We start from the raw sequence: 15,573 nt of genomic DNA, 5'->3' as shown, positions 1-15,573 counted from the left end.
AGCCCGACACCGGCCCGTCCCCGGGGAAGAACGTGGTGTGCCAGAGGTTCTTGTCGGTCCCCTGCCAGAAGACGTCCACCAGGCCGGGCGAGGAGCTGACCGGCACCGGGTCGGACTGGAGGTTGGCGCCGCCCAGGTTCTGCGGGCCCGCCCAGGCATGGCCCGAGTTCCACCAGGCATGCCACAGGTCGGGACTGCTGCCGGTGCCCTTCCAGAACACGTCCACCGTGCCGGTGATCTGGCCGACGGCCTTGGGGGCGCTGCCCAGCGGGCCCATGCCCAGGCTGTTCGGAGCCTGCCAGCCCGACACCGGCCCGTCCCCGGGGAAGAACGTGGTGTGCCAGAGGTTCTTGTCGGTCCCCTGCCAGAAGACGTCCACCAGGCCGGGCGAGGAGGTCACCGGGGCGGGGTCGCCCGTCAGCAGGCCGTCGCCTGAGATGCCGGGCGTGAGGTCCTGGGCACCGTGCCAGGTGCCGCCGGCGTTGAACCAGGCGTGCCACAGGTGCGGTTGGTCACCGCTGCCCTTCCAGAAGACGTCGATGGTGCCGCTGGAGTCCGCGACCGCCTTCGGCGCCCCGCCCAGCGGGCCCATGCCCAGGCTGTTCGGGGCGTTCCAACCGGCCAGCGGCCCGGTGGGGAAATAGGTGGCGTGCCAGAGGTTGCCGTCGGTCCCCTCCCAGAACGAGTCGACCAGCCCGGCACTGGTGGTGACCGTGGAGGGCTGCGAGGCCATCGAGGCGCCCACCGGTGCCGGAGTCGCCCAGCCGCCGACCGACTGGTAGAACATGTGGCCCAGACTGCCGTCGCCCGCCTTGTACAACAGGTCGACCGTGCCGTTGGACTGGGCCGCGGCCTGCGAGGCCGAGTGCGAGCGGTTGTTGTCCACCGTGAAGGTGACCGCGGGGGAACCCGGCGAGGCCGCACCGGTGGAGTTCACCGCACTCGCGGTGACGCTGTGCCGGCCGTCCGACAGGGTCGTGGTGTCGAGGGTGAGCGGGAACGCCCCGCCCGCCGTCGAGCTGCCCGCCTGGTTGCCGTCGACCCGGTAGGTGACGGACCTGGTATTGCCGCTGAGTCCCGAGGCGGAGAGCTGGATCGAACCGAAGACCTGCCCGCCCGGCGCGTTGACGCTCGGGGCGGACGGGCTGTTGTCGACCGTGAAGCTGATCGGCGTGCCCGGGTAGTAGTGGCTCCGGCCGTCGATCTCGTTGGCACCCGCCTGGACGGTGTAGGTGCCGTTCGGCAGGCCGGCGGTGTTCCAGGACTGGGCGTAGTTGTCGGCGCCGGTTCCGCCGTTGATGGTGAAGGAACCCGTCGGGCCGGTGAAGTTGTAGTACAGGGAGTTGATGACGCCCTGGGCGGTGGGCGGTGCGGTGAGGTTGACCACGCCGGAGAGCGTCCGGCCGTTCGTCAGCGGCACGCCGTCGGCATCGACGGTCACGTTGAACCCGGCGGGGATCGCGGGCGCGAGGTTCTTGTAGCGCAGGCCGACGTAACCGGAGGTGGGCCAGCCCTCGATCGTCGGGTCCTTGATGTTCGCGCTGGTCGGACCGTGAGTGGGATCCCTGGGGTTGGAGTCGGCGTAGTAGGTGAACTCGCCGGTGGCCTTGTTGGTCCAGGCGTTGAACAGGAAGATGTGCTGGCCCGGGTAGGCGACCGCGTCGCCCGGCTGCAGGCCGGTGAGATCGCCCACCGCACCGGTCGGGGTGTCGTAGGCCGGGTTGCCCCTGCCGTCGGCGGTGGTGAAGTAGGGGCCGCCGGTCGTCACCACCAGGCTCTGGTCGAGGTGCCAGGCCATCGACACGTACCCGGCGCAGTCCTCGCGGTACGTGCCGTTGGCATCCGTTTTGGAGGCGCCCTGGTTGTACGGAACGCCCTCGTTGACCCAGGACTGGGCACGGGCGAGGACCTCGGCGGCCGATATCGGGCCGTCGACGGTGGAGGCGTGCGCGCTGGTCGTGGCACACAGGCCCGCGGCGGCCAGCGCCGCGGTGATCAGTACGGCCGTTGAGCGGCGGCCAGGTTTCATCGGAGTCGTCCTTCGAGTGGTCGCAGTTCGGGTGGTCGCAGAGAGGGTCCTCACCGTTCGACTCGCAGCAGGGCGGGTCGTCGCAGAGCGGGTCGTCGCAGAGCGGGTCGTCGGGTGACGTCGCACCAGGAGTCCGGGAACGCGGCGTGGGCACCCGTCAGGTGTGCAGGGCCGACAGCGGCAGCGCGCGGAACTCGCCGCTGTGCCAGTCGGACAGGGCAGGGCTCCGGGTCGCCCTGGCGAACAGGCCTTCGGCGGTCCGGACGGCGCCGGCGGCGGTCGCGGCCCGCAGGAGGAGGATCAGGTCGAGCACATGGGCCGTGTCCGAGGCCCGGACGCGGACGTGGTCGAGCCGGTCGGCCGTGATCGCGTGGGCCCAGAGCAGATCGACCACGGCGGCCGCGTTCGGGTTCCGCCCTCGGGTCGGCGGTCCGGCCAGACGACTGGCCACCACGTAGCGCCCGCTCACCAGCACGCGCCGCAGACCGCACCGGGCGACGTGCCGGTGACGACGACCGTCGGGGTGCCGGTCGTCGGGGCGGTCGCGGCGTCGGCGGTCCCGGCGGAGAGCCCGATGCCGAACAGGGCGATCAGGCCGAACAGGACGAATCGCAGTGTTCCGGGCATGGCGGTGCCTCCGTCGGGTTCCTGAGGGGTGTCGGCAGGACCGGTCGTTCCGGTGCCGGTTCCGGCGGGCGGTCGGTGTCCTCCGGTGCCCAGAAGTCTTCCGCGCCGCTCGGACGGACGGAAGCGGCCGCCGCTGGCCCGAACGTTCCATGGCACGATCGGGCCAGGGCCGGCACGGGGGCGAACGCCCTTGCTCCGGCCGGACCGGTCATGTCACGCTCGAAGCACACACGAGCATCACATCGGCATCACACGGGGGACGGGGGGCGGGGGCTGTGCTGCGTGCGCTGGGACTGGATCCGGTCTGCGAGCAGGTGTACCGGGAACTCCTGGCCGAACCGACCCTGGACGCGACGCTGCTGGCCGAGCGCCTCGGCCTGAGCCAGGACCAGGTCGGTGCGAGCCTGGACATGCTGGCCGACCTCGCGCTGCTGCGGATGTCGCGCGAGGAGCCCCGGCAGCGGCGGCCGGTCAGCCCGGAACGCGCCCGCGCGCTGCTGCTGCGCCGTCAGGAGGAGGAACTCCGGGCCCGCCAGGCCGCACTGGAGGCCAATCGCATCGCGGTCGCCACCGCCGCCGAGCAGGCGACCCGCGAGCGGCTGCGGATCCCCACCGGCACCGAGCAACTCGACGGCCTGGACGAGATCCAGTCCCGCCTGGAGTCGCTGTTCCAGAGCGCCACCACCGAGATCTGCTCCATCGTCCCCGCCCTGATGACACCCGAGGCCCTGGAGGCGTCACGGGCCCTGGACGAGGACCTGCTCGCACGCGGCATCGCCCTCAGGACCCTCTGCCACGAGGGCGCGCGCACCAACCCGCGCTCGCTCGCCTACGCACGCTCGATGGCCGCCGTCGGGGCGCAGTTGCGCACCGCGCCGGCACTGCCGCACCGCCTGCTGCTGGTGGACCGGGCCGCCGCCCTCGTCCCGCTCGACCCGTCCGCACCGGCCGCCTGCGCCGTACTGGTCACCGTCCCCGGGGTCGTGGCCGCCCTGGCCGAGCTCTTCGACCGGATCTGGGAGGACGCCACCCCGCTGGACCGGGCCCCCGACCGCGTCACCGGGATCACCCCAGCCGAACGCACGCTCCTGCAGATCCTCTCCACCGGCCTGACCGACGAGGCCGCCGCCAAACGCCTGGGCGTCTCCGTGCGCACCGTGAAGCGTCGGATGGAGGAGCTGATGCGCCGCCTGGAGGCCGGCTCACGCTTCGAGGCCGGCTTCAGAGCGGGCCGACAGGGCTGGCTCTGACCTTCCGCCTCCGGGGGCCGGAGGCCGGCCGGGGCTCAGTCGTGGAGGGGGACCAGGGGGCGGCCCTCGACGTCGAACAGTGGGGCGCCGCAGTCGCAGTGCTCGTCGGCCAGGGTCTCGGTCGGCGACAGCTCCCAGACCCGCATCTCCGCGCAGCCCGGGCAGTCCAGGCTGACCAGCCGCGTGTCGGGCTCCGAGCCCCAGGGCCGCACCGGGAGGCCCTGGTACGTCAAGGCGGTCGGCTCGGGTCCACCGGCCGGTGCGACCAGGACCTCGTAGGCGTCGGTGCCGCTGTCCCACACCAGGAGGGCCCAGCCGATTTCCGCCAACAGCTCCGCCAGGCGGTCGAGTTGGCGCACCGGGAGGTCACCGCGGCAGAGCGTCGGATCGTTCTCGGCCTCCCGGCGGACGGCCTCCGCCTCGGCATCGACGCCGGTCGGGTCCGCCCCGAAGGCCCGGAGCCGACCGGCCAGGAAGGCCGCCAGCTCGCCCGGTTCCTCCTCCCCCGTCCAGTCCATCGTGAACATCACGCGGTCGACCGTGAGCCCTCCGGCCCGCTCACCGGGGGTCAGGACCAGCTGTTCCAACGCTTCCGCTTCGGTCACGGCACTCACGCTACCAACCCCCGGAACACCCGCCCCGGACGGCCCGTCACGCCGGGTCGGTGAACACCGTCAGCGCGCCGTCCCGGACGTCCGGCCGCGGGTGGCGGCGCAGCTCGTGCAGCACCTCGCGCCAGTCGGCGGGCCAGCCGAGCGGCTCGCCGCCGCGGACCAGCGCGACCGCGAACAGGCCGGTGGCGAGTCCGCCGTCGGCGCCGAGCCGCCGGGCCGCCGCCAGCGTGTGTGCGGGGGCTTCCCGGGCACCGCCGCCGCGCTGGCGCAGCGCCTCGGCGGTGGCCACCGCCAGCGCGGGGCGGTCGGCGACCAGGGCGGCGAGCTCGGTGAGGCGCTCGCCCAGGTCGGCGCCGTCCAGGTCGAGGGCCGCGACCAGTCGGGAGGTGGCCTCGGGCAGCATCGCGGGTTCGGTCAACAGGACGTCGGCGACGGCCCGTTGGGTGGTCCGGAGGGTCTCTTCGGAGACGTTCTCGCTCCACATCCAGCCGGAGAGCAGGGCGATCCGCCGCCGGGCCGGCTGATCGCGGCCGGGCAGCGCCGGTTCCCCCGCGCGTACCGTCCCGATCAGCGCGGTCAGGGCGTCCGCCAGGACGCTGCCGGGCGCGCAGCCGCCGAGCGGGTGCGGGGCGTCCGACAGGGCCACCCCGGTCAGTACCCGGGCCGCGCCCGCGCCGCGCTCCTGCTCGGCGGGATCGACCGCCAGCGGGACCAGGGCCCGCACCGCCTCCGGCACGTACCGGCCCCAGGAGATGAGCTGCTGTTGCGCGGGGACGGCGGTCAGGCGGTCGTCGTCGACCGCGAGTCGGGCCATCAGCGCGGCGAACCGCGGCCGCTGGCCGGCGGGCACCTGGTGCGGGCGGAGGTGCTGGACGGCGGCCGGCCGCAGCGACGGCGGCCCCTCGGCGGCGTCGGTGAGCACGTCCCACAGCGGCAGGTCGGCGATCCGTGCGCCGACCGCCGCCAGCACGGCGGCGCGGACGTCGTGGTGCTGCTCGGGTGCGGCGTACGCCTCCCGCAGCAGGTCGGCGGCGTCGGTGAGGGGCAGGTGGGCGGCGGTGAGCCGGACGGCCTGCTTGCGGCTGGTCACCTTCGCCGTCGGGTCGAGGGCGATCCGGCGCAGCCACGGCCCGAGTTCGCCGCTCGGCGCGTACCGGGCGGCGCGGCCCGCCGCGTACAGCGCGACCCTGGCCCGCTCGTCGCCCGCGTGGGAGAGCAGTGCGGCCAGGGCCCGGGCGGGGGCGGCCGTCCAGGGGAGTGCGGCGAGCGCGGCCTCGGCGAGGACGGTGTCGGCGGAGCCGGTGTACCGGCGCAGCAGGGCCTCGCCGTGGAGCGGGATCCGGGCGGCGGCACGGAGGGCCGCGGCGCGCTCGTGCGGCGCGCGGTCAGGGTCGTCGACCGTCCGGGCGAGCAGTTCAGCGGCCGCCTGCTGCTGGGCGGGCAGCCAGCGGCCGGCCGTGGCGAGGTCGGCCTCGGTCAGCGCGATACCACCCAGCGGGTCGCGCGGCGGGTCACCCACCGATCCGAGCAGCACGCCGAGCAGGTCGGTGCGGGCCCCGGTCAGGACGGCCCGGACCGGGGCCAGGGCGACGGCGGAGGGCCTGAGCGCGAGCAGCCCGGCCACCCGTTCGGCGGCGGTCGCGGGGTCGCCCACCAGCTGGACGGCGGCCCGGTCGGCGGCCGGGTCGGTGCCGGTGTGCAGGACCTGCTCCAGCAGCTCGGCGAGGACGGGGACGTGGCGGGCCCGGGTGCCGAGCGTCTCGGCGAGGGTGAGCAGCAGCGCGGCGTCCGGGGAGTGCGCCGAGCGGTCCAGGGCGGCCCGCAGTTCGTCGACGACGGCCCGTTCCCGCCGTGGCGGGAGGGTGAGGCCGACGCCACCGGTCCGTTCGACGGTGCGGGCGGCCCAGTCGAGCAGGGCGCGGGCCGGGCCGCCCGCGTGCACGCCGAGCACGGCCCCGGCGAGCCGGCCCAGGGCGGCCCGGGTGCCCGCCGAACAGTCCCGGGCCGTCAGGGCGTCCTCGGTGAGCTGCTCCAGCGGCCCGGCGGCCGCGTCGTCGAACCGTCCGGGCGGCACCGCTGCGACGGCGTCCAGCACCTCGCGGCGGAGCGGGTCCTGCTCGTTGCGCATCCGACCGAGCAGGCCGAGCGCCTCGGGCAGGGCCGCCGGCTCCCCCGCCCCGGCGAACACCGCCTGCTGGAGCAGTTGCCGCCAAGCCCAGGCACGGTCCCAGACGTCACCGGTCCGGGTCTCGGCCAGCAGGGCGGGCCGCGCCTCGGCGACCGGCAGCAGGACCAGCGCCGAGAGCTCCTCGGGCTCCTCCGCCAGCCAGGCCCGCGCCCGCGCCCGTCGCTCCGCCGGGGGCAGTTCGGCGAGGACCTCGACGGAGAGCCAGGCCCGGTTCCGACCGGCGGCCGCCGCCACCTCGTCGTAGAAGGCGGTCCGCCGGGCCGGGGGCATCATCCGCAGCAGCAGCAGGTGGTCCGCGCGGTGGCGGCCCGCCAGTTCCGCGAGGCCGGCCGGCCGGGCCGCGGCCAGCCGCCGGGCCAGGGCGGGCCGCAGCGGCGGGTCGTGCCGGTTCCGGCCGAGCGCGAGCAGCAGCCGGACGGTCCGCAGGGCGGAGACGGCGGCGAGGTCGGCGAGCCGGTCGCGCAGCGGCGCGGGCAGGGCGCGCACGGGGTGGCGTTCCAGCAGGTCCAGTACCCGGGCCGGTTCGCGGGTCGCGGCGGCGGCCAGTCCGGGGGCCTGGCGTTCCCAGAAACCCTGTCGCAAGCCCTTTGGCAGATCGGCGAGTTGGTGTTCGGCCTGGTCCAGCACGGCGACCGGGTGGCGGCGGCCGAGCGCGGTGGAGAAGGTGATCGCATGGGCCAGCCGCGGCAGTTCGGCGGCGACCGCCCCGGCCGGGCAGGCCGGCAGCAGCCGGGCCGCCTCGGCTGCGCCCCAGCGCTCGCGGAGGAGGGGCACCAGCCGTTCGGCGACCGCGGACCACCCGGCCCGCAGCACGGCGCCGGCCAGTTCGTCGCGGACCGCCTTCGAGGCGGTGAGCATCGTGGACACGACGGCGTCGGCCGGCAGCGGCAGTTGCCCGATCGCCCGCTGGGCGTAGCGGCGCACCACCGGGTCGGGGTCGTCGATCCGGTCGATCAGGTGGCGTTCCTGCCGCCCGGCGAGGGCGGCCACCGCGGCGAGCCGGCGTTCGTACGGGCCACGGCCGTCCCACTCGACCAGCAGGGGTGTCAGGTCGGCGGGGGCGAGGGCGGCGGCGGTGCGGGCCACTTCGCGCAGCCGGAGTGCATGGGGCAGCGGTTCGACGGCGGCGAGCAGCCCGTCGGCGGTCAACTGAGGCATCGGCGCCGATTCTGCCCGCCGGACGCGCCGCGGTCACCCGGTTTTCCGGCGGGCCCGGACGGCCCCCGGGCCCGCCGGTGACCGGCCGCCGACCACCGGGCACCGACCACCGACCACCGGGCACCGCACGCCGATCACGCCCGCCGCGTACCGCCGGTCACCAGGTGACGGGCAGCGCGTGCAGGCCGTAGACCTCGTTGTTGACGCGGTAGGGCACCTCCTCGACGGGGCACCCGAGCGCCAGACCGGGCAGCCGCCGGAGCAGTGCGGGCAACGCGATCCGCAGTTCGGCCCGGGCCAGCGGGGCGCCCAGGCAGTGGTGCGGGCCGTGCCCGAAGGTCAGGTGCGACACGGGTGCGCGGCCGATGTCGAGGCGGTCCATCCCGGCGCCGAGCGCCGGATCCCGGTTGGCCACCGGCAGTTGGCAGACCACCTGCTCGCCGGCCTTGACCGGGACGCCGCCGATCTCGGTGTCGCACCGCGCGGTCCGGGCCAGCGCGGTGCTGGACACCGCCAGGTACCGCAGCAGCTCCTCGACGGCGCCCTCGACCACGGGCCCGGTGTCGGCGGCGGCGCGCAGCCGGTCGGCCTGCTCCGGGTGCGCGAGCAGGGCGAGCACGCCGAGCCCGATCGTGTTGGAGACCGTGACGTGGCCGGCGAGCAGCAACAGCTCGGCCACGCCGACCAGTTCGGAGTCCGACACCGCGCCGCCGTGCTCCCGGACGAGCATGCCGATCATGGCGTCGTCCGGGCTGCGCCGCTTCTCCGCCACCAGGTCGGCCATGTACGCGTGCGTCTCGCGTCCCGCCGCGATCCGTTCCTCCAGGGTGGCCCCGAGGTCCAGCGTGGTGCGGGACCAGTGGTGGAAGCGCGCCTGGTCGAGGTCGGGGACGCCGAGCAGCGCGCAGATCACCCCGAGCGGCAGCGGCAGGGCGAAGTCCGCCATCAGGTCGGCGGCGGGGCCCCGGGACTCCATGGCGTCGATCAGCTCGTCGGCCAGGGTGCGGATCATCGGCTCCAGGGCGCGGATCCGCCTCCCGGTGAACTCCGGTGTCAGCACGTGGCGCAGCCGGGTGTGCTCGGGCGGGTCCATGTTGAGCAGTTCGTTCGGCAGGACGGGGGCGCGTTCGGGGTCGTACATCGCGAAGGTCCCCTGGTCGGCCAGCACCCGCCGCACGTCCGCGTGCCGGGTGACGAGCCAGTACTCGCCGGTCCGGTGCAGCCAGAAGTCCCGGACCCGCCGGACCGGGTCCCGCTGCTGGGCCTCGCCCAGCGCCGGGCCGGGGTCGAGCCCGTCGCGACGGTAGAAGATCGAGATCGGCGGCAGTTCCTGCTCGCTCATGAGGCCTCCTGTGACCACCCGGTACCGGTTCCCCGGTACCCAGGAGTTGCCGCCGCCGCGCCTGCGCGCCACCGCCCCGCGCGGCGCGCGGGAGCACGGCCGCCCCGGGCGCGCCTCCTCCCCCGCGCCGGAGCCGCCCCTTGCCCGCTCCCGGGCCCGGCCGGGCCCGGCTGAGACCGGCCGAGACCGGCCGGGACCGATCGAGCCCGACGGCACCCGGCTCCGTGGCGGGCGGCGGGGTCCCGGACCGCGCCGCCCGCCCGGCGGGTCAGCTGATCGGGTCCGGGGAGTCGCCGCTCAGCAGCATCTGCGGGACCTGGCTGAACGTCCAGCCCGCGCCGTTCGCGGTCAGCACCCAGACCACGTCGAAGCGGTCGCCCGACCAGGAGGCGGGCGGCGCCGGGGTGATCGGGCCGAGGCCCGCCAGGATGTCCGGGATCTTCTTGTGCTCCCAGGCGACCAGCTGCGGGCCGGCGGCGGCGAGCAGCGCGGTCGCGAGCGAGGCCTCGTCGCCCTTGGCGTACTGCTCGACGGGGGTCACGCCGAGCGCGGCGGCCACGACGGAGATCGTCTCCGCCGGCCGCCGGCTGCCGCCGGTGGTCGGGTCGGCGGCGAAGACGCCGACGGGCCGGGTGAGTCCGGCCCGCACCGGAGCCGGGTCCCCGGTGGCGGTGCGCGGCGCGAACAGCGAGACCAGCGCGCCGGCCCGGGTCCAGCCCTGCACCGTCAGCGACTCGGTGTCCTTCTTGCCATGGTCGGTCACGCCGTAGGGCGCCCCGGAGTCGGTCGGCTTCTCCGCGTGCCGGATGAACATGATCACGTTCGGGCCGGTGGCCGACTTCCGCTCCGCGGGCGCATCGACCGCCGGGGCCGGACCGGCCGGGCGCTGGGGCGCCGCAGCCGCGCCCCAGGCGCCGACGGCGGGCACCGCCGCAGCAGCGGCGAACGCGCCGAGGACGGACCGACGGCCCGGCTTGCTGTTCATCGTCATGATCCTGACATCCTGTCCGATAGGTAGAGGGATGGCGAAGGACTGCGGCCACAGGGTGACCGGAGCGTCACGGTAGCGGCCCGGTCTGTGTGCCGGATGAGCGCGGTGTGGTGATCGTGCGGACATCCGGCGCAGGAGGAGCCACCCGAGGCGGCGCCGGGCCCGCCGCCGGGCCCGCACCGGGCGGTGTGCCACCATGTGCAGCTCGGAAGTGATCATGCCCACCCCCGCGTGGCCGCTCGTCCGGGCCGCGCCACCGGTGCACCGGCGACGGGTTGACGGAGCCTCACCGGATTCCGCGCCGCGGCGTCCCCGCACCCGTCGGCCCCGCCACCCTCCGCCGGAAGCGGCGGAGCACCGCGGAGCACCACGGAGCACCACGGAGCGCCACGGCCCCGCGGAGCACCGGCGGAACGCGACCACGTCGGGCGGTGGCAACAAGGAATGGGGAACCGTGCAGAGTCAATCCGTGACCGACCTCACCGGCGCCGGGGCAACAGCGCCGAGCGACCCTCCGAGCGACCCGGCCGCCGGGGGCGTCGGGAGCGCCGGGGCCGCCGACTTCGACCGGCACGTCCGGTCCGCGATGGCCTGGCACTTCAGCGAGGCGACGGGATCGCCGTTCTGGCTGGCCAAGCGCTCCGAGCTCGGCTTCGACCCGCTCACCGAGGTCACCGGCGCCGCCGACCTGCGCCGCTTCCCCGACGTCAGCGACGAGCTCAGGACGGTACCGGCCGCCGCGTTGATACCCCGCGGGGCGGCCCCCGACCAGGCCTTCCGGGTCTACGAGTCCGGCGGCACCACGGGCCTGCCCAAGCGGGTCGTCGACGGCGGCTACCGCAGCCGGATGGTCGCCTGGGCCGTCGACCGGCTCAGGGCCAACGGCGTGCCGCAGCAGGGCAACTGGCTCCACCTCGGCCCGGCCGGGCCGCACGTGATCGCCTTCGACGTCGCCGGGTACGCGGCCCGCAGCGGCAGCCTGTGCTACACGGTGGACCTGGACCCCCGCTGGGTCAAACGACTGCTGTCCGCCGGTCGCCGGCGCGAGGTCTCGGACTACCTCGACCACGTGCTGGACCAGGCCGAACTGGTGCTGCGCAGCCAGCCGGTGGCGGTCCTGAACACCACCCCGCCGCTGCTGGAGGCGATCTGCGCGCGCGCCGACCTCCGCGCCCTGGTGGCCGAGCGGGTCGGGGCGATCGTCTGGGGCGGCACGGCCTTCAGCCGGGAGAGCCTGCAGTTGGTCGAACGGGAGATGTTCCCGGGCATCCCGCTGGTCGGCGTCTACGGCAACAGCCTGATGGGGGTGGCGCCGCAGCGCCCGCGGCAGGACGGCGACGCGTACCCCTGCGTCTTCGAGCCGTTCGCGGAGACCACCCGGCTCGAGCTGGTGGACGGGGACGGCCGCCCGGTCGGGTACGGCGAGCGCGGCCAGGTGCGGCTGCACCTGGTCAGCGAGGAGATGTTCCTGCCGAACATCGCGGAGCGGGACACCGCGATCCGGGTGGCACCCGCCGCCGGTTCGGCGGTCGACGGCCTCGCCGAGGTCGCCAGCGTCGCCCGGTTCGAGGGCGCCGACGTGGTGGAGGGGGTGTACTAGTGGCCGCGTTGGTCATCGACCCCCTCGTGGCGGGCGTGCCCGCGCCGAGCGCCGACCGGCAACTGCTCACCGACGTGTTCGGCGTCGCGCTGGCCGATGTCGGCACGGCGCCGAGGCTGGGCGCCCAGGTCGCCCTGGACCGGCTGCGCGCCGCGGCCGACGGTCTGCCTCCGGCGGCCGGCATCTTCCCGGCGGCGGCCCGGCTGTTCGCCACCGCGGAGCTCGACGGGGAGGGCCCGGAGGCGTACGTCGAGCGCGTCGTCCGCAGTGCCGGCCTTCCGGCCCGTACCGTCCGCCTCGCCCTGGCGGATATCGCCGCCGAGATCGAGGCACTGGACCGGACCGTCACGGCGGAGCTGCCTCCCCCGCTGCCGAGCGCCACCCACCGGGTCGAGTGGGCGCCCGGCGGGCGGGTGTTCGCGGCCGTGATGGCCGGCAACCACCCGCTGCCGCACGTCTCCTGGGTGCACGCCCTGTTCGTCGGCTACAGCGTGCTGGTGCGCCCTGGCAGCCGGGACCCGTTCACCCCGCGCCGGCTGACCGCGGCGCTGCTGGCCGCCGGCCTGCCGCCGCACAAGCTCACCCACCTGCCGTGCGACCACCGCGCGGCCGCGTACCTGCTCGACACGGCCGACCGCGGCATCGTCTTCGGCGGCGACGACGCGGTGGCCGCCTGGCAGGACGCCCGGCACATCGCCACCCGCGGCCCCGGCCGCTCCCGGGCCCTGCTCGACGGCGCGCCGACCCCGGAGCTGCTGGAGCACCTGGTCACCTCGATCGCCCACGACGGCGGCACCCGCTGCACCAACCTCTCCGCCGTCCTCACCACCGCCCCGGTCGGGCAGTTGGCCGACCGGCTCGCGGCGCGACTGGCGCAGCTGCCGGTCCTGCCCGCGACCGACCCCCGGGGCTCCCTGCTGGTGGTCGGCCGCGAGCGCGCCGAGGCGCTGCGCCGGCACGTCGCGAAGCTGGCGGACGGGCTGACCGACCACAGCACCCCGCACTACGACGGGGACTTCGTGGTCGAGCTCGACGACGGTTCCTTCCTGCTCCGCCCGCTGGTGCTCTCGGCCGACCGCGCCGACCACCCGGCCGTGGGGACGGAGCTGGGCTTCCCGTTCGTCGTGGTCGCGCCGTGGTCGGCGACGGACGGCACCGACGCGCTCGGCCCGGCGCTGGTGCTCAACCTGCTCACCGACGACGACGCGCTGGTGTCCCGGGCCGTCCGGGACCCGCGGATCCGCAAGGTGACGGTGGGGACCGCCCTCCCCTGGGACCTCATCCCGGGGCTCCCGCACGACGGCAGCCTCACCCAGTTCCTCCTCGAGCCCAAGGGCGTCGTCGTGGCGGGCGCCGACCGCCGGTAGCGGACGGCCGGTAGCCGGCCGGGCCACCGGGCCGCCGGACTGTCGGGCCGTCCCCGGTGAGCACTCCCCGGGGGCGGCCCGGCCGGTCAGGCGCCGAACCAGCGCTCGACGGCCGCCCGCAGCGCGGCCAGCTCGGCCCGGTCCGGGCGGGGCGAGCCGCAGGCCCAGGCCACATAGCCGTCGGGGCGGACCAGCAGACCGGCGGGACCGGCCTCGCCGCCCCGCGCGACGACGACGTCAACGATCTTCTGACCCTCCGTCAGTTCGTCGGCCAGCACCTGATCTTCGGTCAGGTCGATCAGCAACGGCCGGGCGCTCCGGGCGAGTTCGGCGAGCCGGACGGCCCCCGTCGCGGTGACCAGCTCCAGCTCCGGCGCGAAGCGGCCGACCGCCGGGTGGAGTTCGACCGGATGGGTCCCGGCCGGGCGACCCTCGGCCGGGCCGCCCATCGGATAGCGCACGTCGGTGCCCGCGGTGAGGTCGGCGAGGTGCTGCACGACCTCCCGGTGGGCGAGCAGTTCGGCGAAGAGTTCGCGCAGCGCGGTGGTGTCGGCGCCCGGGGCGGTGAGCGCGGACTGCGCCTCGGCGTTCAGCACCATCCGGCGGGCGGCCGCCCGGCGCTCGGTGTCGTAGCTGTCGAGCAGACCGGGCGGGGCGGTGTCGTGCAGCGCGGCGGCGAGCTTCCAGCCGAGGTTGGCGGCGTCCTGGAGGCCGAGGTTCAGCCCGGGCCCGCCGCCGGAGGTGTAGACGTGGGCGGCGTCGCCGACCAGGAAGACCCGGCGGTCGCGGAAGCGGTCGGCGACCCGGGTGTTGCCGCCGGTCAGCCGCCGCAGGACGTGCGGTCCGGCACCCTCCGGCGGACCGAGCGGCAGGTCGGCGCCGAGCACCCGGCGGACGCTCGACTCCAACTCGGCCAGGGTCATCGGCCCGTCGGTCACGGGCCGGTCCCATTCGGTGGTGCTGATCAGCGGCGGCAGGCCGGGGAACGGCGCGTAGGAGAAGCCGCCGCGGTCGGTGCGGTGCGGCAGGAAGGGCAGCACCGACCCGTAACCGGGCACCGTCAGCGTGCCGTTGGCCGGGTCGACCCAGTCGGCCGGGACGGTGGCGTGGGCGGTGCGGTTGGTGCGACGGTCGTAGCTGACGCCGGGGAAGCCGATGCCGGAGAGCTTGCGGATCGCGCTGTGCGCCCCGTCCGCGCCGACCACGTAGCGCGCCCGCAACCGCCGACCGCCCTCGGGGCCGGTGACGTCGAGGTCGACGCCGTCCCCGTCCTGGGCGACGGCGTCGACCCGGTGTCCGCGCCGCAGGTCGACCCCGAGCGCCCGGGCGCGTTCCGTCAGGACCTCGACGATGCGGTGCTGCGGAGCGGCCAGACCGAAGACCGGACTGGCGTCCAGCAGCCCCAGGTCGAGGCCCATCGCGGCGAACATGAAGTACGCGGAGTTCGGCCGCGGGGGCTCCGCACTGCCGCTCAGCGGCTCGTACAGGCCGCGGTGGTCGACCAGGCGCACCACCTGGCCGAGCAGGCCGTTGGCCTTGGGTTCGGTGCCGGGCTCCAGGAGTTGCTCCAGCACGATCGGTCGGATGCCGGCCAGGCTGAGTTCGCAGGCCAGCATCAGCCCGTTGGGCCCGCCCCCCACGATGATCACGTCGGCTGTCACGGTCACGTCTCCTCGGTACGAACGGCCATGCGGACGAACAGGGATGGCACCGGCAGCGGACCGACCACCGCTCCGCGCTACGGAGCGGACGGGAGCAAGGGGACGGACGGAACGGACGGGACGGGCAGCCCGGCGGCGAGCTGCTCGAAGACCTCGGCCAGCACCGCGCCGAGCGGCAGGGGCGCGTCGGCCCGCAGGCTGCGCTCGACGGCCACCGCGCTGCCGGCCGCGACCACCGCCGCGACCAGCGTCGGGTGGACGTCCCGTTCGACGTCCGTCCCGGTGCGCCGCGCGACCGCCCTCGCCAGTTCCTCCTGGGCGGCGGCGTTGGCCTTGACGATCTCCCCCGCCAGCACGGGTTCGGCCAGCATCAGCCGCACCCCCTCCTGCCAACGCCCGTTCTGCGGGCCGGAGTTGTCGGCCGGAGCGAACTGCCCCAGGACGGCGTGCAGCAGCGCGTCCCACAGTCCTTCCCCGGCCGGCCGGGCGAGCAGGTCCTCCGCCACCCGGAGCATCCGCTCCTGGTGGCTGGCGGCGATCGCCTCCGCCTTCCCGCCGAAGTAGTTGCGGAAGGTCCGGACCGACACGTCGGCCTCGGCGGCGATCTGATCGACCGTCACGTTCTCCCAGCCGTGCAGGACGCAGAGCCGGATCGCCGCCCGGCTCAGCGCGGCCCGCGTCTCCCGCTTCTTGCGCTCACGGAGCCCGGGGCCCCCGGTCGTACGGGCCTCTTCTGCAGGTGCCAT

The 15,573-nt window shown here is 75.5% G+C and carries 11 protein-coding genes and 1 pseudogene; 3 read left to right on the top strand and 9 right to left on the bottom strand.

Going from position 1 to position 15,573, the window contains the following annotated elements; genetic code table 11:
* The 3 genes and pseudogenes from AB0O91_RS12650 to AB0O91_RS12640 form a co-directional block, all read right to left on the bottom strand.
* A pseudogene (locus AB0O91_RS12650) lies at positions 1 to 2,029 on the bottom strand (hypothetical protein); the annotation flags it as partial.
* Between the two features lie 157 nt (positions 2,030 to 2,186).
* The gene (locus tag AB0O91_RS12645; RefSeq protein WP_363430988.1) at positions 2,187 to 2,504 is read right to left on the bottom strand and encodes a hypothetical protein; all 318 of its coding nucleotides are present in this window, start codon (positions 2,502 to 2,504) and stop codon (positions 2,187 to 2,189) included.
* Positions 2,495 to 2,656, bottom strand: coding sequence for a hypothetical protein (locus AB0O91_RS12640; protein WP_363430987.1), 162 nt, complete (start codon positions 2,654 to 2,656; stop codon positions 2,495 to 2,497). Before AB0O91_RS12640 ends, AB0O91_RS12645 begins: the two co-directional genes overlap by 10 nt.
* Positions 2,657 to 2,931: 275 nt before the next feature.
* On the opposite strand from AB0O91_RS12640, the gene AB0O91_RS12635 reads away from it, so the two are divergent.
* A complete protein-coding gene (locus tag AB0O91_RS12635) occupies positions 2,932 to 3,906 on the top strand; it encodes a LuxR C-terminal-related transcriptional regulator (protein ID WP_363430985.1) in 975 nt (324 codons plus the stop codon).
* Positions 3,907 to 3,941: 35 nt separating this feature from the next.
* On the opposite strand, the gene AB0O91_RS12630 is transcribed toward AB0O91_RS12635, so the two are convergent.
* From AB0O91_RS12630 to AB0O91_RS12615, 4 genes are all read right to left on the bottom strand, one after another.
* Positions 3,942 to 4,511 (bottom strand): hypothetical protein, encoded by a 570-nt coding sequence (locus AB0O91_RS12630; protein WP_363430982.1) that lies wholly within the window; start codon positions 4,509 to 4,511, stop codon positions 3,942 to 3,944.
* 46 nt (positions 4,512 to 4,557) lie between these two features.
* Entirely contained in the window at positions 4,558 to 7,866 is a 3,309-nt protein-coding gene (locus tag AB0O91_RS12625; protein WP_363430979.1) for a hypothetical protein, read from the bottom strand.
* 157 nt (positions 7,867 to 8,023) lie between these two features.
* The gene (locus AB0O91_RS12620) at positions 8,024 to 9,208 is read right to left on the bottom strand and encodes a cytochrome P450 (protein ID WP_363430977.1); all 1,185 of its coding nucleotides are present in this window, start codon (positions 9,206 to 9,208) and stop codon (positions 8,024 to 8,026) included.
* Between the two features lie 268 nt (positions 9,209 to 9,476).
* A complete protein-coding gene (locus tag AB0O91_RS12615; protein WP_363430975.1) occupies positions 9,477 to 10,193 on the bottom strand; it encodes a hypothetical protein in 717 nt (238 codons plus the stop codon).
* 460 nt (positions 10,194 to 10,653) lie between these two features.
* Here AB0O91_RS12615 and AB0O91_RS12610 point away from each other — a divergent pair, with 460 nt between their 5' ends.
* Together AB0O91_RS12610 and AB0O91_RS12605 are read left to right on the top strand one after the other, a co-directional pair.
* Positions 10,654 to 11,799, top strand: coding sequence for a phenazine biosynthesis protein (locus AB0O91_RS12610; protein WP_363430972.1), 1,146 nt, complete (start codon positions 10,654 to 10,656; stop codon positions 11,797 to 11,799).
* Positions 11,799 to 13,166 carry an aldehyde dehydrogenase family protein gene (locus tag AB0O91_RS12605; protein WP_363430969.1) on the top strand — a complete coding sequence of 456 codons (1,368 nt, stop codon included), beginning with the start codon at positions 11,799 to 11,801 and terminating at the stop codon, positions 13,164 to 13,166. Before AB0O91_RS12610 ends, AB0O91_RS12605 begins: the two co-directional genes overlap by 1 nt.
* Before the next feature lie 86 nt (positions 13,167 to 13,252).
* Here AB0O91_RS12605 and AB0O91_RS12600 read toward each other — a convergent pair whose 3' ends face one another.
* Together AB0O91_RS12600 and AB0O91_RS12595 are read right to left on the bottom strand one after the other, a co-directional pair.
* Complete coding sequence (locus tag AB0O91_RS12600; RefSeq protein WP_363430966.1) at positions 13,253 to 14,827, bottom strand: FAD-dependent monooxygenase; 1,575 nt, start codon at positions 14,825 to 14,827, stop codon at positions 13,253 to 13,255.
* Positions 14,828 to 14,904: 77 nt separating this feature from the next.
* Complete coding sequence (locus AB0O91_RS12595; protein WP_363430964.1) at positions 14,905 to 15,573, bottom strand: TetR family transcriptional regulator; 669 nt, start codon at positions 15,571 to 15,573, stop codon at positions 14,905 to 14,907.

Source organism: Kitasatospora sp. NPDC089797, assembly GCF_040684795.1.
Classification (GTDB): Bacteria; Actinomycetota; Actinomycetes; order Streptomycetales; family Streptomycetaceae; genus Kitasatospora.
The sequence above is the reverse complement of the archived record's forward strand: the minus strand, read 5'-3'. Positions and strand labels throughout refer to the sequence as shown.

What these genes read in the sequence shown, in the direction of transcription:
- AB0O91_RS12640 (WP_363430987.1), bottom strand. Translation starts at nt 2,656, where the DNA reads ATGCCCGGAACACTGCGATTCGTCCTGTTCGGCCTGATCGCCCTGTTC.
- AB0O91_RS12625 (WP_363430979.1), bottom strand. Translation starts at nt 7,866, where the DNA reads ATGCCTCAGTTGACCGCCGACGGGCTGCTCGCCGCCGTCGAACCGCTG.
- AB0O91_RS12620 (WP_363430977.1), bottom strand. Translation starts at nt 9,208, where the DNA reads ATGAGCGAGCAGGAACTGCCGCCGATCTCGATCTTCTACCGTCGCGAC.
- AB0O91_RS12615 (WP_363430975.1), bottom strand. Translation starts at nt 10,193, where the DNA reads ATGAACAGCAAGCCGGGCCGTCGGTCCGTCCTCGGCGCGTTCGCCGCT.
- AB0O91_RS12595 (WP_363430964.1), bottom strand. Translation starts at nt 15,573, where the DNA reads ATGGCACCTGCAGAAGAGGCCCGTACGACCGGGGGCCCCGGGCTCCGT.